Origin of the sequence: Streptomyces massasporeus, assembly GCF_014648995.1 — a bacterium.
GTDB lineage: Bacteria > Actinomycetota > Actinomycetes > Streptomycetales > Streptomycetaceae > Streptomyces > Streptomyces massasporeus.
Genome location: NZ_BMSE01000001.1, coordinates 1 through 17,380, shown reverse-complemented (window position 1 = coordinate 17,380; position 17,380 = coordinate 1). Strand labels below are relative to the sequence as shown.

Below are 17,380 nucleotides of genomic sequence, written 5' to 3'. Positions count from 1 at the left end.
TCCGGGCCTGCGGTGTGTCCGAGCTCGGGCCGAGGGCTACGCCCCCTGCCCGCTCCGCAGTTCCTCGTAGTACGCCAGACACGCCTCGTACGAGGGCAGAAGCCCCTGGCGTTCCGCCTCGGCGAGCGTCGGGGCCTGCTCGTCCTTGGGGGACAGGAGCGGGGTGATGCCCTCGGGCCACTCGATGCCCAGCGCCGGGTCCAAGGGGTGGATGCCGTGCTCACGGCCCGGGGCGTAGCCCTCCGAGCACAGGTAGACCACCGTCGCGTCGTCCGTGAGGGCCATGAAGGCGTGACCGAGGCCCTCCGCGAGGAACACTGCGTGCCGCGTGTCGTCGTCGAGCCGTACGGCCTCCCACGTCCCATAGGTGGGGGAGCCCACGCGGATGTCGACCACCACGTCCAGGACGGCACCGCGGACGCACGTGACGTACTTGGCCTGACTGGGCGGCACGTCGGCGAAGTGCACACCCCGCAGCACGCCCCGCCTGGAGACCGAGCAGTTGGCCTGGGCCAGCGACAGGTCGTGCCCCGTCGCCTCGCGGAACTCCGCACCGCGGTACCACTCGTGGAAGCTTCCCCGGTCATCCGGGAAGATCTTGGGCTCGAGTACCCAGGAGCCTGCTATTCCCAGCGGTCGCATGCCGTCACCGCCCTCCGGTCCTGATACGGGAGTTCACCTTCCGGCGGGCGGTACCGAGCACCCGCCGGGCGCGCCGGGCCAGCCGCAGCGCGACACCGGGCCCCGGCACCGGCGTCACCAGCACGCTCCCGCCCCCGACCCGCAGCGCGAACGGCAGACCGGCGAAACGGGCCCGGTCGGAGCCCGGGTTCGGGCACACGGCCACCCGCCAGACGTCGTCCGAGAGGTCCTCGGGCAGGACCGCCTCCAGCACCGAGCCCGGCCGGCCCGCGTCGGGGGAGAGGGTGCCCGGTGTCTCCAGGATCCGGCGGGAGGAGACGAACCTCAGCCGCACCCGCGAGTCGCCCGGGACGTGCAGCGGGAGCAGCACCCGGAACCGGTCGTCGGAGACGGTGACGTCCCCCAGCTCCACGCGGCCCAGCCCGAGCCGCTTGCCGCGCGCGCCGAGTTCCAGGGAGAGGTTGCCGTGCGGTGTGGTCCAGTACGGCAGGACCGGGCGGTCGCCGACGACCCCCGCAGAGGGCACGGGCCGGTCCTCGCGCGGCGCCGGGCCCAGCCGGCACTCCTTGGTCCAGCCGCCCGACTTCACCCGGACGAGTGCGTCCCAGGCGCCGTCACGCGGCAGGACGCCCGGGTCGACCGTGGCGGTCCCCCGCAGCACCAGCCGGACCTCCTCGCCGTCCCCGACCGGCACGGTCTCGCGGGTGAACTCCACCGGCTGGAAGTACTGGGCGGCGCTGGTGCGCTCCCGCAGCAGCAGATCGGCCGTGGCCTGCCCGAACCGTGCGGCGGTCTCCGAGGCCACCCAGCGCACCGCCTCGGTCACGTCCTTCGGTACGTCGGTCAGCGGCGCGGCCCCGGCGTCGGCGGGGAACAGCATCGGCTCGCCGCCGGACAGGTACTCGGCCGTGAAGCCGATACGGAGCGAACCGTCACGCCACTCGATGTCCCCGGGGGCCGCCGTGGGGGCGACACCCGCCTCCCACTCCGCGAAGGCCACCACGTCGTCGTAGCGGTCGGCCGCCGTCAGCGCGGCGATGACCTGCTGTGTCGGCTGCAGTCCGGCGGCGACACCGGGTCCGAAGCGCTCGACGACGACCTCGTGGATCTCCCCGAACAGCTCGCGGCGGTAGTCGTCCGGCAGGTTCAGCAGGCGCCGGGCCCGCAGCCGCTCCACCATCTCCACGCGCAGCCACCGCCGGAACAGCCGGTCGCGCACCGGACCCGGCTCCGTGTACTGCTCGACGACGTCGAGGGCCTCGCGCAGGTTCTTGAAGTAGCCGACGGGATCGAAGCGTTCGAAGCCCGCGTTGGAGCCGTCGTCCCGCCGGATGTGGTAGTAGCAGACGTAGTCGCTGAGCACCGAGACGTTCTCCGCGCGCAGATACGCCTCCGCGATGAAGACGTGGTCCTCCAGGCGCCGTCTGCCCTCGGGGAAGCGCAGGCCGATGCGGTCCAGGAAGGCCCGGCGGACCATCTTGTGCGGGGTGAGGCTGTCGATGAGCGGGGCGTTCTCGACGGTGGCACGCGGGTGGTTGCGGCGGAACAGCTCCACCGGCACCCCGCGGTTCTTGCCGGCCATCTTGCCCACGACGACGTCGGCGCCGTTGGCCGTGCCGTAGTCGTACATCCGCTCCAGGGCCTCGTCGCCCAGGTAGTCGTCATTGTCGACGAACATCACGAACTCGCCCCGGGAGGCCTCGATGCCGACGTTGCGGGGCTTGCCCGACCAGCCGGAGTTCTCCTGGTGGATGACCTTCATCCGGGGGTCCTCGGCGGCGAGCGCGTCGAGCCGGGCCGGGGTCTCGTCGGTCGAGCCGTCGTCGACGAAGATCACCTCGAACTCGTCGGGAGGCAGCGACTGCCGCTGCAGCGAGGAGATGCAGTCCTCGATGTAGATCCCCGGGTTGTACACGGGGACGATGACGCTGACCTTGACCGGCATCGGGTTTCCGGGCCCCTTCGGGTCGCTTGCCGTAGACGTCCTGTTGTACTGCGTGTTGCCCGATGCTAACCCGCTGGGCGAGGTCGCCTCACCTTTCGAGACCTCGCCGTGATCATCTCCGCGGGCAGGGCAACTGAGCTGCGGCGTCTGTCTGTTCGCGGTCAAGCGGGTTGCGGGCGGGAGCGGCTCGCAGCCCCTAGGCTGAGGAGGTGCGCCTGCTCCTTCTGTCGGACACCCACCTGCCCAAGCGGGCCAGGGAACTGCCCGCCCCCCTGCTCGCCGAACTCCCGATGGCCGACGTCGTGTTCCACGCCGGGGACTGGGTCGACGTGGAGACCCTCGATCTGCTGGAGGCCCGCTGTCGCAGGCTCGTCGGGGTGTACGGCAACAACGACGGGCCCGATCTGCGCGCCCGGCTGCCCGAGGTGGCGTACGTGGAACTGGGCGGGGTGCGGTTCGGCGTGATCCACGAGACGGGTGCCAAGCAGGGCCGGGAGCAGCGGTGTGCCGCCCGCTTCCCCGATCTGGACGTGCTGGTCTTCGGCCACAGCCACATCCCCTGGGACACCACGGCCCCCTCCGGCCTGCGGCTGCTGAACCCGGGCTCCCCGACGGACCGGCGCCGCCAGCCCCACTGCACGTACATGACCGCCACGATCGCCGAGGGGCGGCTCACGGACGTGGAACTGCACCGGCTGCCGCCCCGCCCACCGCGCTGAACCGCCCTGCCCGCGTCGTGACATGATCGGCGCATGGGTCGGGACGAGGGATATCTCCTGGACAACCGGCAGGCCGAGGCCGGGACGCGCTTCGACGCGCTGGCTGCCCTCTTCGACGCCTCCACGTTCCGGCACGTCGAGGCGGCCGGCATCGCCGAGGGGTGGCGGTGCTGGGAGGTCGGGGCCGGCGGGCCGAGCGTGGCGGCGTGGCTGCGCGAGCGGGTCGGGCCCACCGGGCGCGTGCTCGCCACCGACATCGACGTCTCCTGGACCGGGACGGCCGCCACCGAGGGCGTCGAAGTGCTCCGGCACGACGTCGGCCGCGACGATCCGCCGCCCGGCCCCTTCGACCTGGTGCACGCCCGTCTCGTGCTGGTCCACGTCACCGAGCGCGACGCCGCGCTGCGCGCCATGATCGGAGCACTGCGCCCCGGCGGGCTGCTGCTGGTCGAGGACGCCGACCCCGCGCTGCAGCCGCTGATCTGCCCCGACCAGCACGGCCCCGAGCAGGAGCGGGCGAACCGGCTCCGCGCCGGTTTCCGGGAACTGCTGCGGCGGCGCGGTGCCGATCTCTCCTACGGACGCCGACTCCCGCGACTACTGCGCGAGGCGGGCCTCGTGGACGTCGAGGCCGACGCCTACTTCCCGGTCACCTCGCCCGCCTGCGACATCCTGGAGGCGGCCACCGTCCGGCAGGTGCGGGACAGGCTCGTCGCCGCAGGGCTCGCCACGCACGAGGAGATCGACGGGCATCTCGCCGCCGTCGAGGCGGGACGCCTGGACCTCGCCACCTCGCCGATGATCTCCGCGTGGGGCCGCAGACCGGTGGACGCCGGCTCGCAGCGAGCCACCTAGGTCCCCAGTCGTCCCTCCGCGAAGCCGGTGCTGTCGAAGCCGGAATCCAGTTCCACACCGGTGGCGTTCAGGAAGAAGGCCACCATGTGGTACTGCCCCACCAGCATGGCGATCTCGATCAGTTCGGCCTCGCCGAAGTGCTCGGCCAGACCCTCCCAGGTCGCGTCGGACATCGTGGCATCGCCGTGCAACTCGTCCGCCGCACGGATCAGGTGCCTCTGGAGGTCCGTCCAGCCGGGTGCCTCCGGCCCTTCGCCGATGCGATCGATGTCCGCGTCCGTGACGCCCTCGGCCCTGGCCAGGGGAAGGTGCCGCCCCCACTCGTACCGAGACCGGGTGTTCCAGGCGGTGCGCAGGATCAGCAACTCGCGCACGTCTCCCGGCAGCCGACCCCTGCCGAGCAGCTGGCCGCCGAACGGCAGGAACTGCTCGTAGAGATCGGGGTGGCGCACGAGCGTGGTGAAGATGTTCGGGACCCCGCCCCCGGGATCGTGGGGAGCGACGGCCAGCAGTTCCCGGGTGCGGGGGTCCCACTGTTCTTCGGGGAGCGGCTTCAGCCGCGGTCGGGTCGGTCGGGCGTCTTCGTCGCGCTGTGGCATGGCGGCCTCCGGTTTCCGAGGGAATCACCCTAGGAGACCGGCTGAACACCCGGCAGTGAAGAGGCGTGAGCGGTCAGCCCGTCGGGTCGAGCACGATCTTGCGGACGCCGTCGGAGCGGCCGGCGAACAGTTCGTACGCCGCCGGCCCGTCGGAGAGGGCGAAGCGGTGGGAGACCACCACCTCGGGCTTGATCCGTCCGGCACGGGTGAGGGCGATCAGGGGAGGGAGTTCGTAGTGCACCGAGCACAGCCCGATCGCGAACTCCAGTTCCTTGACCTGCGCCAGGTACATGTGGAACGGGAACGCCTTGTTCTGGCTGACCCCGATGACGCTGACCCGGCCGGCCTGCCGGACGGCCTTGAGGGCGAGCCCGATGGTGGCGTCGGAACCCACCGCCTCGACGACGGCGTCCGGCCCGCGGCCGGCGGTCATGTCCCGGATGGCCGCCCGTACGTCGTCACCCTCGACCGGCTCGACGCCCAGGCCGGACGCGAAGGCGCGGCGCTCCGCGACCAGGTCCACGCCCAGCACCCGTGCCGCGCCCATCGCGAAGGCCGACTGAGCGGCCATGAGCCCGACCGGGCCGAGGCCGACGACCAGGACGGTCTCACCGGGCTGGATACGGGCACGGCGGCAGCCGTACCAGGCGGTGGGGGCGTTGTCCGTCAGGACGACGGCGGCCTCGTCGGAGATGTCCTCGGGCAGGTGCACCAGATTGACGTCGGCGCAGGGCACCGCCAGGGCCTGGGCTTGGCTGCCCGGGAGCTTCGGACCGACTCCGTAGCAGAGCTCCGTCGCCGACGTGGCGCGCTCGCACCGGGCGGTGAACCCGGCCGCGCACTGCCGGCACTGCGCACAGCCGACAGAGGCGGGCACCAGGACCCGGTCGCCGGGCTTGAAGCGGGTGACCTGGCTGCCGGTGTCGACGACCACGCCGACGCACTCGTGTCCCGGTGTGTAGCCCAGGTCCGGGCTGAACCCGTTGCCACCGTAGATGTGCAGGTCGCTGCCGCAGATGCCGGCCGCAGTCACCCGTACCACCGCGTCGGCGGGCCCGGTGACGGCCGGGTCGGGGACGTCCCCGAAGCGGATGTCGTGACGGCCGTGGTAGGTCAGTGCCTTCATCGGATCTCTCCCTCCCCTCGGCCCGGTCAGTCGGCGATCTTCAGCACCAGCTTGCCGTGGTTGTCACCACGGAACAGGCGCATCAGGGTGTCGGGGAACTCCGCGACCGAGCCGGACACCACGTCCTCCAGGGACTTCAGCCGGCCCTCCGCCCGCCACGTGGCCATCTGCGCGATGCCCTCCGCGTACCGATCGGCGTAGTCGAAGACCACGATGCCCGTCATGGAGGCGCGGTTCACCAGCAGCGACAGGTAGTTGGCGGGGCCTTGCGGCTTGGTGCTGTTGTACTGGGAGATCGCGCCGCAGACCACGACGCGGGCGCCGCGCGCCAGCCGCAGCAGCACGGCGTCCAGAACGTCGCCGCCGACGTTGTCGAAGTACACGTCGACGCCGTCGGGTGCGTGTTCGCGCAGGGCCTTGCGGACGTCCTCGCTCTGGTAGTCGATCGCGGCGTCGAATCCGAACTCGTCCACCACCAGGCGGCACTTGGCCTCGCCGCCGGCGATGCCGATGACCCTGCATCCGAGGATCTTGGCGATCTGCCCGACGACGCTGCCGACGGCCCCGGCCGCTCCGGAGACCACGACGGTCTGCCCCGGCTCGGGACGCCCGACCTCGATCAGGCCGAAGTAGGCCGTCAGGCCCGACATGCCGAGCGTGCCGAGAAAGGTCGGCAGGGGAGCGACCGCGGGGTCGACCTTGGTCACGCCGCGCCCGTCCGACACGCAGTACTCCTGCACGCCGAACGTGCCCGACACATGGTCGCCGACCGCGAATCCGGAGTGCCGGGAGGCGACCACCCTGCCCACCGCGCCGGCGCGCATCACCTCGCCGATCTCCACCGGCCGGATGTAGGACCTGCCCGCGTTCATCCAACCGCGCATCGCCGGGTCGATCGACAGACAGAGCACCTGCACCAGGAACTCCCCGTCGCCCGGCTGCGCCGTCGGCTCCTCGGCATGCTCCCAGTCTGTGGGGCGCGGCTCTCCCACGGGACGTGCGGCCAGGCGTATCTGGCGGTTGATCGTGCTCATCTCCGGCGCCTCTCCTCGGCTACATACCGCCCAGTCGGTATGGCCGTGAGCGTACGGGTGCCGGCCGTCCGAGGCAAGAGCTGGAGCGCCCCGACTCACGGCTCACGCGGGCGGCCGGCCCCGGGCGGCGAGCTACTCCTGTCCCGGCACCGCCATCTCCCCGAGGAGCGACCAGTCGTCCTGCGGGACGTTCGCGTTCACGATGCGCGGCGTCTCGGCCAGATGCGGGGGCAGCGTCTGCTGCGCGGCCTTGAAGTGCGCGGACTGCACGTGTGCGGCTCCGGCCTCGTCGTCGCGGAAGGCCTCGACGAGGACGTACTCCGACGGCTCGTCCACGCTGCGCGACCAGTCGAACCACAGGCAGCCGGGCTCGGCGCGCGTCGCCCGGGTGAAATCGGCTGCGATCTCGGGCCAGCGGTCGGCGTGCTCGGGGCGGACGCGGAACTTCGCGGTGATGAAGATCATGGGATTCCCTTCGGTGAAGTGCGGAAGTGCGGAAGTGCGGAAGTGCACTGGGGATTCAGGAGGAACGGTACGGATGGACCGTCCCCTCCGTCGCGGTCAGCGGCGCGCCGGTGCCGCCCCACCGCAGCGCCACGATCTCGGCGGCGACGGACACCGCCACCTCCTCGGGTGTACGCGCCCCGAGGTCGAGGCCGACCGGTGAGCGCAGCCGGGACAGCTCGCGCTCCGTGAGCCCGGCCTCGGCCAGCCGTTCCGCCCGGTCGGCGTGGGTGCGGCGGCTGCCCATCGCCCCGATGTAGGCGGCCGGGCGGCGCAGCGCCTCCGTCAGCAGCGGCACGTCGAACTTCGGGTCGTGGGTGAGGACGCAGATCACCGTGCGCTCGTCCGTGGTGGTGTCGCGCAGATAGCGGTGCGGCCACTCGGCGACCACCTCGACGCCCTCCGGGAAGCGCCGGGGCGTGGCGAAGACGGGGCGGGCGTCGCAGACGGTGACCCGGTAGCCGAGGAAGTCCCCGATGCGGGCCACGGCCGCGGCGTAGTCGATCGCGCCGAAGACCAGCATCCGCGGCGGCGGCGCGAAGGACTGCAGGAAGATGCTCACGGAGTCCTCGCGGCGCTGCCCCTCGGGCCCATAGTGCCGCAGGCCGGTGGCGCCGAGAGCGAGTTCGCCGCGGGCGTCGGCGGTCACGGCCGCGTCCAGGCCGCTCGCGCCGAGCGTGCCGAGGGTCCGGTCCGGCCAGACGGCGAGGGCCGCCCCGCGCGGGGCCGGGCCGTCGGTCACGGTCGCCACGGTGACCGGCTCGCCCGCCGCGACCGAGTCCGCGACGGCGCCGAAGCCGGGATCCCGCTCGGCCGTGACCGCGCGCACGAGCAGAGTGATCTCGCCGCCGCAGGTCAGGCCGACCGCGAAGGCGTCCTCGTCGCTGTAGCCGAAGGTCTCGAGACGGGCCTCGCCGCCCGCGGCGACCTCCTGCGCCAGCTCGAACACCGCACCCTCGACACAGCCCCCGGAGACGCTGCCCACGACCTCCTCGTCCGGGCCCACCGCCATCGCCGCGCCCGGGTCGCGCGGCGCACTGCGGCTGACCTGGACGACCGTCGCGAGTCCGAACGGCACCCCGGCCGCGTACCAGCGGCCGAGCACCGGGAGAACGTCACGCACGAGCCGCTCCCTTCCTTGCGCGCACCCCGCCGGGTACCCCGGCAGCGGTTAATTCCGTTGTGGCTCTCCGTGCCGGTCTGCTGCACTGCTCAGGACAGCGACGTCACCGAGTCCGAAGGAGCGCCAGATGCGCACTGCGTGCATGTCCCCCCAGTCAGGAAAGGACCTCTCTCCAAAGGACATGACGCTTCGTGCACATGCTCAACCTGGGAATTCTCGCCCATGTCGACGCCGGTAAGACCAGCCTGACCGAGCGGCTGCTCCATTCGGCCGGGGTGATCGACGAGATCGGCAGTGTCGACGACGGGAACACCCGCACCGACACCCTCGCCCTGGAGCGCCGGCGCGGCATCACCATCAAGTCCGCCGTCGTCTCCTTCCCGCTCGACGGCGTGACCGTCAACCTCATCGACACCCCAGGCCACCCGGACTTCATCGCCGAGGTGGAGCGCGTCCTCGGCGTGCTGGACGGCGTCGTCCTGGTGATCTCCGCCGTCGAAGGGGTGCAGGCGCAGACGCGGGTGCTGATGCGGACGCTGCGGCGGCTGCGCATCCCGACCCTGCTCTTCGTCAACAAGATCGACCGGAGCGGGGCGCGCCACGAGGCGGTGCTGCGGGAGATCTCGGCCCGGTTGACCCCGGCGATCGTGCCGATGGGGACCGCCGCCGGCCTCGGCACCCGCGCGGCCCGCTTCATTCCCGGGCTCGGACCGGCCGCCGCCCTCGACGTCCTGACCGGGCACGACGACGCCCTGCTGGCCGCGTACGTCGAGAACACCGTCACGGACGCAGCGCTGCACAGGTCCCTCGCCGCGCAGACCGGGGAGGCGCTCGTCCACCCGGTCTACTTCGGCTCCGCCGCCACGGGCGCGGGAGTGAAGGCGCTCCTGTCCGGCATCGAAACGCTGCTTCCGGCTGCAGACGGCGACGCGGACGGGCCGGTCTCCGCCACCGTGTTCAAGGTCGACCGGGGCCCGGCGGGGGAGAAGGTCGCCTACGCCCGGATGTTCTCCGGGACCCTGCGCACCCGCGACCGGGTCCCCTTCGGCACGGACGGCGCCGAAGGCCGGATCACCGGCATCAGCGTCTTCGGCCACGGCACGGACACTCGTGAGGACTCCGTCGCCGCCGGCCGGATCGCCCGCCTCACCGGGCTCGGCGACATCCGGATCGGCGACGCGATCGGCGAACCCCGCACGGCGTACGAGCACTTCTTCGCCCCGCCGACCCTGGAGACGGTCGTCGTCCCCGGTCCGGGCGTGAACCGGGGAGCGCTGCACCTCGCGCTCACCCAACTCGCCGAACAGGACCCGCTGATCGGCCTGCGCCGCGACGAACGCCGCCAGGAGACCTCGGTCTCGCTGTACGGCGAGGTGCAGAAGGAGGTCATCCAGGCCACCCTCGCCGAGGAGTACGGCCTCGACGTCACCTTCCGCGAGACGACTCCGCTCTGCGTCGAACGGCCCGTCGGCACCGGGCAGGCCGTGGAGTTCAACAAGAAGGACCCGAACCCGTTCCTCGCGACCGTCGGCCTGCGCGTCGACCCCGCGCCGGTCGGCTCGGGTGTCGGCTTCCGGCTGGAGGTGGAGCTCGGATCGATGCCGTACGCCTTCTTCAAAGCCGTCGAGGACACCGTGCGCGAGACCCTCGACCAGGGTCTGCACGGCTGGCAGGTCACCGACTGCGTGGTCACCATGACCCACAGCGGCTACTCGCCCCGGCAGAGTCACGCCCACCAGGGCTTCGACAAGAGCATGTCGAGCACGGGGGCCGACTTCCGCGGCGTGACCCCGCTGGTGCTGATCGAGGCGCTGCGGCGGGCCGGGACGCGGGTCCACGAGCCGATGCACCGCTTCCGCGTCGAGGCGCCCGCCGACACCCTCGGCGCCCTGCTGCCGGTCCTCGCCGGGCTCGGGGCCGTGCCCGAGACGACGCGGAACCGGGAGGACGTCTGTGTCCTCGAAGGCACGGTACCGGCCGCCCGGGTGCACGCCCTCGAACACCAGCTGCCGGGACTCACCCGCGGCGAGGGCGAGCTGGAGAGCTCCTTCGCCCGCTACGCGCCGGTCACCCACGGCACGATCCCCGAGCGCCCGCGCACCGACCACAACCCGCTGAACAGGAAGGAGTACGTGTTGAACGTGACACGGAGGGTGAGTGGCTGAAGTGTGAGGGTCGGCCGAGCAGAACTTACTCCAGAGTCAGAGGTGTTGACGGTGTCCTGATATCGCCGGACTGTAGTGGACATGCCGACTATCCGAGCGCGTCTGCTGGTTGTCCTGGTCGTCCTGTTCGGCTCCGTGTCGGTGGCAGGCGTCCCGCCGGCCACCGCCGCTCCTCCTCCCGGCTCCCTCTGGTTCGACGACCCGGCCGTCACCGTGCGGGACGGCCGCTTCACCGACGCCCACGGCCGCGAGATCGTGCTGCGCGGCTACAACGTCTCCGGTGAGACCAAGCTCGCGGAGAACAAGGGCCTGCCCTTCGCCTCGGTCGCCGACGCCCGTAAGTCGGCGACCGCATTGCGCGCCCTCGGCGGCGGCAACACCGTCCGCTTCCTGCTCTCCTGGGCGTACGCCGAGCCCGAGCGCGGCCAGGTCGACACGGCCTACCTGGCCGCCGCGACCGACCAGATGAAGGCCTTCCTCGACGCCGGCATCCGCGTCTACCCCGATTTCCACCAGGACCTCTACTCCCGGCACCTGTTCGACACCGACAGCTGGTACACCGGTGACGGCGCGCCCAAGTGGGCGGTGGACGCCGGGAACTACCCGGACGAGTCCTGCGGGATCTGCCTCTTCTGGGGGCAGAACATCACCCAGAACCAGGCGGTGACACGTGCCACGTACGATTTCTGGCACAACGCGCACGGCGTGCAGGACGCCTTCCTCGACACAGCTCAGAAGACCATGGCCTACGTCCAGCAGCACCTGAGCGCCGATCAGTTCAAGGGCGTCGTCGGCTTCGACCCGTACAACGAGCCGCACGCGGGTGTGTACGACTCCGGCCAGACCAGCCGCGCCTGGGAGAAGGACGTGCTCTGGCCGTTCTACGAGAGGTTCCGGGCCCGCATGGACACGGCCGGCTGGCGAGACAAGCCCGCCTTCGTCGAGCCGAACCTCTTCTGGAACGCCAACCTCGACTTCCAGAAGCAGGAGGGCGGCCTGCTCGACGCCGGCAAACTCGGGCCGCGCTACGTCTTCAACACCCACTTCTACGACCAGAAGGCCATCTCCGGCGTCTTCATGTGGGGCAAGGCCGCCGACGGCCAGTACGCGGGCGACTTCCGCACCGTCCGCGACCGCGCCGCCGCCGCGCAGACGGCCGCCGTCGTCAGCGAGTTCGGACACCCCCTGGCCGGCAACGTCTCCGACAAGGCGCCGACGGTCCTCAAGGCGATGTACCAGGCCCTCGACTCACGCCTCAAGGGCGCCGACTGGTGGACCGACCCGGCCGCCTCGGGATCCGTGCTCTCCGGCTCCCAGTGGCAGTGGGACATCTACACCGGCCGCCATCACGAGCTGATGAACGGCAACCCCGACAAGGTGCTCACCACCGGCGACGCCTGGAACGACGAGGACCTCTCCGCCGTACGCCTCGACGACTCCGGCACACCGGTGCTGCGCCAGGACGCCCGGCTCCTGGACCGCCTCTACCCCAGCGCCACGGCCGGCCGGACCGTCGGCTTCACCTACGAGGACCGCTCCCGGGACGGGTCGACGACCCTGGCCTGGAACCCGGTACCCGGCTCCCTGCCGAACGTGCAACGACTCGTGGGGTCAGGACAGTACGGGCTGCTGCTGTGGCGCTCCGACGGCGGCTCGGCGCCCACCGAACTGCACCTGCCGGCGAGCTTCCCGACCGCGTCCACCACGGTCGTCTCCGACCTGGGCGCGGTCCACGCCCCACCGGCGTACACCTCGACGACACCGGTCGGCGTGGCGCAGGAGCCCGGCGGCACGGGAAGCCGCCGCCTGCTGCTCACCGCGCCGGACTCGGGTGTCCTGCACTACGCGCTGGTGACCAACGGGGCGACGGCTCCCTCGGCGGATCTGCTCGCCGCGGCCCGCTCCGAACTGGCGGCCTGGGCGGCGAAGGAGGTCAACTAGCGGGCGGGTTCGTCCAGCCGGCCGCCACATGGCCGAGCCGGACGCGCTGCGGGTGGTCGCCGACCGGCACGGACACGACCTTCTTCCCGGTGGCGAAGTCGATGGCCGTGACCTGGTCGGTGCCGCTCTCGGACACGACGCAGGACTTGCCGTCACCGCTGACCGTGGCCCAGTAGGGCTTGGAGGCGGTGACGAGCGGGCCCTCCTGGAGGGTGGCGCGGTCGACGACGGTGGCGTAGTCGTCCATCGTGCCCGCGACGCACAGCTTGCGGCCGTCCGGGCTCATCGAGATGCCGTGGTGGCGCGAGTCGTTGACGAAGGTCGTGCGGTCGTCGCTGGTCGCCGGGTTCTTCGGCAGGGTCTTGGTGCGGGTGATCTTGTCGGTGGCGATGTCGTACTCGAAGAAGCCGTTGAAGAAGGAGACCTGGAAGTACAGCTTCGACTCGTCCGGCGAGAAGACGGCCGGGCGGACGGCGTCGGAGTGGTCCTTGAGGCCGAGCGCGTCCAGTTGCGGGCGCATGTCGATGACCTTGACCTGCTTGTACGTCGTGGCGTCGACGACCGTGATGCGCCGGTCGCCCTTCGTCCAGTCCAGCCACGGGGCGTCGGTCTGCGTGTTCACGTCGCCGATCGCCATGTTGTAGATGTACTTGCCGTCCTGAGTGAAGATGTTCTCGTGCGGCTTGTCGCCGGTGCCGAACTTGCCCAGTTCCTTGCCGGAGACGATGTCCAGCACATGGACGGTGTTGGAGGTCGACGCCGACACCGCGACCCGCTTGCCGTCGGGGGAGACGGCCATGTGGTCGGAGCGGTAACCGGACACGGGGAAGCGCCAGTTGAGCTTCCCGGAGGCGAGGTCGATCGAGACGACGTCGGCGAAGCTCGGCCGGGAGACGACCACCGAGGTCCCGTCCGGTGTGGAGTACATGTCGTCGACGAACTGGTCGTGGCCCTCGCCGACGCTGTTGCGGATCGCCATGAAGTAGATCCACTTGATCGGATCGGCGTTGATCGCCGCCATCCGCTCGTCCTTGTCGGGGATGACGTCGATGCGACCGATCTTCGCGAAGTCACCGGAGGACCGGATGACATCGGCGGTGCCGTCCCAGTTGTTGCCCACGAACAGCACCTCGCGCAGCGCGGCGGAGGAGTCCGGGGAGGCCGCGGTGGCGGCGGTCGCGGGAGCGGTGACGGTCAGGGCGAGGGCTGCGGCTACGGAGCACAGGTGCCGGCGTCGGAAGACGGGCATGACTGCTCCCCTCTCTGCTGTGGGGTCTGCCGTGGAGTGAGCGTCGTGAGTGGGACATGCCAAAGCTGGGCGGGTGGAATCTGAACACACGCGCTTTCAGAGTGAACTTACTGCAAAGTAAGGAAGGGGCGGCCTTCTCCACAAGACCGCGTGCACGACAAAATCAGTGGTCGAACAACGAAGGGAGAGCCGGTGCCGGGCAGACTCAGAGCGCCGACCGGCCGCTACGGCGGCAAGACCGCGCAGGAGCGGCAGGCCGAGCGGCGTCGGCGGTTCCTCGACGCCGCGCTCCAACTGTTCGGTGACACCCCCGGCTTCCGCTCCACCACGGTCGCGGCCCTCAGCGAGACGGCCGGGCTGTCCACGCGCCAGTTCTACGAGGAGTTCCGCACCCTCGAGGACGTGCTCGCCGCGCTGCACCTCCAGGTCAACGGCTGGGCCGAGGCGGCGGTCCTGGAGGCGGCCGCGGGCGCGGCGGACTTGCCGCTCGTCGAACGAGCCACCGCCATCTTCCGCGCCTACGCCGGGAACGTCGCCGCCGACCCGCGCCGGATCCGCATCACCTTCGTCGAGATCATCGGCGTCAGCCCCCGGCTGGAGGAGCAGCGGCTCGCCCGCCGGGCCGGCTGGGTCGACCTCATCTGCGCCGAGGCCGACGCGGCCGCCGCACGCGGAGAGGCCGCGCCCCGCGACTACCGCCTCGCCGCGACGGGTTTCATCGGCAGCGTCAACGGCCTGCTGCACGACTGGAGCGCCGGCTGGGTCGACGCGACCCTCGACGAGGTCGTCGACGAACTGGTCCGGCAGTTGCTGGGGATCTTGTGGCCGCCGGGGTGGAAGCCGGAAGGGTGACGGCAGTCGCCGGGTGCGGGGGAGCGTCCTGCCCCACGCCCCACGACGCACGCCGCACGCCGCCCGGCCCCTGACCGGTCCCGGCCCCTGCCGGGCGGGACCGGCGCCGGCGCGCTCCGCGGAGCGGCTCACGGCCACCGCCGAGAGACCGGCACCGCGGACCAGGGGCCGGACGGCGGCGGCGCCTGAACCAGGTGCCGAGGAGCCCCCCTCGACCAGGGTCTGACCGGCTATTGGCTCAACAACCGCTTCCTGACCGCGGCGAGGACCTCCCTGCGGCTGCGCGGGCCGTTGTCGGCTGCGATGAGGTGGTCGCCGATGCGCAGCGAGAAGGTGATCAGGCAGCGGGCCTCGACATCGCCCTCGTCGGGACAGAAGGCCCCGTACAGCTCGCGCAGATAGTCCATGCGCCGGTTGTCGGCCCGGCGGAGGCAACGCGCGACGTCTTCGTCGCGCCGGGCCCAGTCGCGGATCGCGAGCTCGACCCCGGCGCTGGTCACGCGGGCCTCGCCCGAACCCACGAAGTCGAAGAGCCGCCCGAGCCGCTCGCGGGCGTCGCCCCCGTCGCGCTCGATCCGCTCGATGACATCCTCGGTGACCGCTCGCTCCCAGGTGTCGAGCATCTCCTCCAGCAGTCCGGCACGGTTGCGGAAGTAGCCGTAGAAACCGCCCTTGCTGACGCCGAGCGCCTGGGCGAGGACCTCGACCCGGACGGCCTCGGGGCCGCCGGCGGCGAGTGCCCGCAGACCCTCCTCGATCCACTTGTCCCGCGGCGTACGGATCGCGCCCATGCTGTGTCTCCCCTCACATGTCCCGGCCAAGTATACGGAGCCGTATAGATGGGTCTATGCTCGATCTATACGCCACCGTATAGACAAGGATCCGCCATGAGCGATCTGCGCCTTCCCTCGACCGACCACACGTCCCGCCCCTGGCGGATTCACGAGATCGCCGGCGACTTCCGGCTCGAGGATCTGTGGGCGCTGCCGACGCCGGGCGGCCCGGACGACCTGCACCACCTGGTCCAGCAGATGGCGGGTGGCGAGGGCGGTCCGGACGGCGGCAACCGCGTGGGCCGCTTCCTCTTCGCGGTGCGCTGGAAGCTCGGCGCGCTGCTCGGCTGGGACAAGCCGGACTCGGGCGTCGGCGGCCGGGTGGCGACGCTGCGCGACCGGCTGCCGGACGACCTGCGCGAAGGGCCGCAGGGGCCCGACCTCAGCGCGGCGCCCTTCACCTCGGTCTTCCAGACACACGACGAGTGGGCCGCCGAGTACGCCAACAAGACCATGCACGGGGTGATGCACATCGGCTGGGTCTCCGACGGGAACGGCGGCTACCGCGGCCAGATGGCCGTCCTGGTGAAGCCCAACGGCCGCCTCGGCTCCCTGTACATGCTCGGCATCAGACCTTTCCGGTACCTGGGGGTGTACCCGGCCCTGATGCGGTCGATCGGCCGGGAGTGGCGGGAGAACACGGCGCGCCGAACGGCACGCTGACGCCTCCCCTTCCTGTGACCCAGGCTCCACCCGACCCCCTGCTCCTCGAACGACGGGGGCTCGGGCGAAAGCACGAGGGGCACCAGAACCGCTCAGACCGACACCAGCACCACGAGGTCCACCCCCACCAGCAGCGCGACCGCCAGCAGCAGTCCGGCCAGCAGCCGTGCGCGGAGCGCGCGGTACACCTTCTCGTACTCGCCCCGCAGTTCCTCCCCGCGCCGGACCGTGCGCTGCCACGACGCCCGGGCGAGGGTCAGATGTTCCGCCGCGAACTGCCGTTCCACCTCTGCCCGTTGCTCCTCCGGCAGCCAGTCGAGCCCGGCGGCGAAGCGGGCGGCGGCGTTCCGGGACTCCTCGTGTGCGGCGGCGGCCAGCAGATGGCCCTCCACCTCGTTGTGGAACGCCCGCAGGTCCGCGGGGAGCCCTTCCATGGCGGTCATCGGAGCGTCAACTCCCGCTCCGCCGCCGCGATGGCGTCGTGGTGCAGGTCGAACGCCGGGGACTCGCTGCGGATCCTCGGCAGGGCGACGAAGTTGTGGCGCGGCGGCGGGCAGGAGGTCGCCCACTCGAGGGAGCGGCCGTAGCCCCATGGGTCGTCGACCGTGACCTTCGCGCCGTACTTCGCCGTCTTCCACACGTTGTAGAAGAACGGCAGCATCGACATGCCGAGCAGGAACGAGAAGACGCTCGACACCGTGTTGAGCGTGGTCAGGCCCTCCACCGCCAGATAGTCGGGGATCCGCCGCTGCATGCCCTGGGCGCCGAGCCAGTGCTGGACCAGGAACGTGCCGTGGAAGCCGATGAACAGCGTCCAGAAGGTGATCTTGCCGAGGCGCTCGTCCAGCATCCTGCCGGTGAACTTGGGCCACCAGAAGTGGAAGCCGGAGAACATCGCGAACACGACCGTCCCGAAGATCACGTAGTGGAAGTGCGCCACCACGAAGTACGAGTCGGAGACGTGGAAGTCGATCGGCGGCGAGGCCAGCAGCACACCCGTCAGCCCGCCGAACACGAACGTGATCAGAAAGCCCATGGCCCACAACATCGGTGTCTCGAAGGACAACGAGCCCTTCCACATCGTTCCGATCCAGTTGAAGAACTTCACACCGGTCGGTACGGCGATGAGG

17 protein-coding genes are annotated in these 17,380 nt (G+C 71.1%); 6 read left to right on the top strand and 11 right to left on the bottom strand.

The window, feature by feature from the left end:
- Positions 1-36: 36 nt before the first annotated feature.
- Both rfbC and IE153_RS00080 read right to left on the bottom strand, forming a co-directional pair.
- Entirely contained in the window at positions 37-642 is a 606-nt protein-coding gene (rfbC, locus tag IE153_RS00085) for a dTDP-4-dehydrorhamnose 3,5-epimerase (RefSeq protein ID WP_189587485.1), read from the bottom strand.
- A 4-nt stretch (positions 643-646) separates the two neighbouring features.
- On the bottom strand, positions 647-2,587 hold the full coding sequence (locus IE153_RS00080) for a glycosyltransferase family 2 protein (RefSeq protein WP_189587484.1): 1,941 nt from the start codon (positions 2,585-2,587) through the stop codon (positions 647-649).
- A 209-nt stretch (positions 2,588-2,796) separates the two neighbouring features.
- Here IE153_RS00080 and IE153_RS00075 point away from each other — a divergent pair, with 209 nt between their 5' ends.
- Together IE153_RS00075 and IE153_RS00070 are read left to right on the top strand one after the other, a co-directional pair.
- Positions 2,797-3,306, top strand: coding sequence for a metallophosphoesterase family protein (locus IE153_RS00075; protein ID WP_189587483.1), 510 nt, complete (start codon positions 2,797-2,799; stop codon positions 3,304-3,306).
- 33 nt (positions 3,307-3,339) lie between these two features.
- Complete coding sequence (locus tag IE153_RS00070; protein ID WP_189587482.1) at positions 3,340-4,161, top strand: class I SAM-dependent methyltransferase; 822 nt, start codon at positions 3,340-3,342, stop codon at positions 4,159-4,161.
- Here IE153_RS00070 and IE153_RS00065 read toward each other — a convergent pair.
- The 5 genes from IE153_RS00065 to IE153_RS00045 form a co-directional block, all read right to left on the bottom strand.
- Positions 4,158-4,760, bottom strand: coding sequence for a carboxymuconolactone decarboxylase family protein (locus tag IE153_RS00065; RefSeq protein WP_189587481.1), 603 nt, complete (start codon positions 4,758-4,760; stop codon positions 4,158-4,160). The genes IE153_RS00070 and IE153_RS00065 overlap by 4 nt on opposite strands.
- Positions 4,761-4,833: 73 nt before the next feature.
- The gene (locus IE153_RS00060) at positions 4,834-5,886 is read right to left on the bottom strand and encodes an alcohol dehydrogenase catalytic domain-containing protein (RefSeq protein ID WP_189587480.1); all 1,053 of its coding nucleotides are present in this window, start codon (positions 5,884-5,886) and stop codon (positions 4,834-4,836) included.
- A gap of 26 nt (positions 5,887-5,912) precedes the next feature.
- A complete protein-coding gene (locus tag IE153_RS00055; protein WP_189587479.1) occupies positions 5,913-6,920 on the bottom strand; it encodes an NADP-dependent oxidoreductase in 1,008 nt (335 codons plus the stop codon).
- A gap of 132 nt (positions 6,921-7,052) precedes the next feature.
- Positions 7,053-7,385: a putative quinol monooxygenase gene (locus IE153_RS00050; RefSeq protein ID WP_097222480.1), complete on the bottom strand. Its 333-nt coding sequence runs from the start codon at positions 7,383-7,385 to the stop codon at positions 7,053-7,055.
- 55 nt (positions 7,386-7,440) lie between these two features.
- Positions 7,441-8,547, bottom strand: a complete 1,107-nt coding sequence (locus IE153_RS00045; protein WP_189587478.1) for an XdhC family protein — start codon at positions 8,545-8,547, stop codon at positions 7,441-7,443.
- A 191-nt stretch (positions 8,548-8,738) separates the two neighbouring features.
- Between IE153_RS00045 and IE153_RS00040 the strand changes: the two genes are divergently transcribed.
- The gene (locus IE153_RS00040) at positions 8,739-10,712 is read left to right on the top strand and encodes an elongation factor G (protein WP_189587477.1); all 1,974 of its coding nucleotides are present in this window, start codon (positions 8,739-8,741) and stop codon (positions 10,710-10,712) included.
- A gap of 81 nt (positions 10,713-10,793) precedes the next feature.
- Positions 10,794-12,653, top strand: coding sequence for a cellulase family glycosylhydrolase (locus IE153_RS00035; RefSeq protein ID WP_189587476.1), 1,860 nt, complete (start codon positions 10,794-10,796; stop codon positions 12,651-12,653).
- Here IE153_RS00035 and IE153_RS00030 read toward each other — a convergent pair.
- Positions 12,646-13,902, bottom strand: coding sequence for a YncE family protein (locus IE153_RS00030; protein WP_189587475.1), 1,257 nt, complete (start codon positions 13,900-13,902; stop codon positions 12,646-12,648). The genes IE153_RS00035 and IE153_RS00030 overlap by 8 nt on opposite strands.
- 192 nt (positions 13,903-14,094) lie before the next feature.
- On the opposite strand from IE153_RS00030, the gene IE153_RS00025 reads away from it, so the two are divergent.
- Positions 14,095-14,754: a TetR/AcrR family transcriptional regulator gene (locus IE153_RS00025; RefSeq protein ID WP_189587474.1), complete on the top strand. Its 660-nt coding sequence runs from the start codon at positions 14,095-14,097 to the stop codon at positions 14,752-14,754.
- A gap of 230 nt (positions 14,755-14,984) precedes the next feature.
- Here IE153_RS00025 and IE153_RS00020 read toward each other — a convergent pair whose 3' ends face one another.
- Positions 14,985-15,545 (bottom strand): TetR/AcrR family transcriptional regulator, encoded by a 561-nt coding sequence (locus tag IE153_RS00020; protein ID WP_189587473.1) that lies wholly within the window; start codon positions 15,543-15,545, stop codon positions 14,985-14,987.
- A 96-nt stretch (positions 15,546-15,641) separates the two neighbouring features.
- Here IE153_RS00020 and IE153_RS00015 point away from each other — a divergent pair, with 96 nt between their 5' ends.
- Positions 15,642-16,250: a DUF2867 domain-containing protein gene (locus tag IE153_RS00015; RefSeq protein ID WP_189587472.1), complete on the top strand. Its 609-nt coding sequence runs from the start codon at positions 15,642-15,644 to the stop codon at positions 16,248-16,250.
- 92 nt (positions 16,251-16,342) lie between these two features.
- Here the strand turns inward: IE153_RS00015 and IE153_RS00010 are convergent, their stop codons facing one another.
- A complete protein-coding gene (locus IE153_RS00010) occupies positions 16,343-16,693 on the bottom strand; it encodes a hypothetical protein (RefSeq protein ID WP_189587471.1) in 351 nt (116 codons plus the stop codon).
- On the bottom strand, positions 16,690-17,380 hold a 691-nt coding region (locus tag IE153_RS00005), incomplete at its 5' end, for a cytochrome c oxidase subunit I (RefSeq protein ID WP_189587470.1). The genes IE153_RS00010 and IE153_RS00005, both read right to left, overlap by 4 nt.

What these genes read in the sequence shown, in the direction of transcription:
- rfbC (WP_189587485.1), bottom strand. Translation starts at nt 642, where the DNA reads ATGCGACCGCTGGGAATAGCAGGCTCCTGGGTACTCGAGCCCAAGATC.
- IE153_RS00080 (WP_189587484.1), bottom strand. Translation starts at nt 2,587, where the DNA reads ATGCCGGTCAAGGTCAGCGTCATCGTCCCCGTGTACAACCCGGGGATC.
- IE153_RS00070 (WP_189587482.1), top strand. Translation starts at nt 3,340, where the DNA reads ATGGGTCGGGACGAGGGATATCTCCTGGACAACCGGCAGGCCGAGGCC.
- IE153_RS00065 (WP_189587481.1), bottom strand. Translation starts at nt 4,760, where the DNA reads ATGCCACAGCGCGACGAAGACGCCCGACCGACCCGACCGCGGCTGAAG.
- IE153_RS00060 (WP_189587480.1), bottom strand. Translation starts at nt 5,886, where the DNA reads ATGAAGGCACTGACCTACCACGGCCGTCACGACATCCGCTTCGGGGAC.
- IE153_RS00055 (WP_189587479.1), bottom strand. Translation starts at nt 6,920, where the DNA reads ATGAGCACGATCAACCGCCAGATACGCCTGGCCGCACGTCCCGTGGGA.
- IE153_RS00050 (WP_097222480.1), bottom strand. Translation starts at nt 7,385, where the DNA reads ATGATCTTCATCACCGCGAAGTTCCGCGTCCGCCCCGAGCACGCCGAC.
- IE153_RS00035 (WP_189587476.1), top strand. Translation starts at nt 10,794, where the DNA reads ATGCCGACTATCCGAGCGCGTCTGCTGGTTGTCCTGGTCGTCCTGTTC.
- IE153_RS00030 (WP_189587475.1), bottom strand. Translation starts at nt 13,902, where the DNA reads ATGCCCGTCTTCCGACGCCGGCACCTGTGCTCCGTAGCCGCAGCCCTC.
- IE153_RS00020 (WP_189587473.1), bottom strand. Translation starts at nt 15,545, where the DNA reads ATGGGCGCGATCCGTACGCCGCGGGACAAGTGGATCGAGGAGGGTCTG.
- IE153_RS00015 (WP_189587472.1), top strand. Translation starts at nt 15,642, where the DNA reads ATGAGCGATCTGCGCCTTCCCTCGACCGACCACACGTCCCGCCCCTGG.
- IE153_RS00010 (WP_189587471.1), bottom strand. Translation starts at nt 16,693, where the DNA reads ATGACCGCCATGGAAGGGCTCCCCGCGGACCTGCGGGCGTTCCACAAC.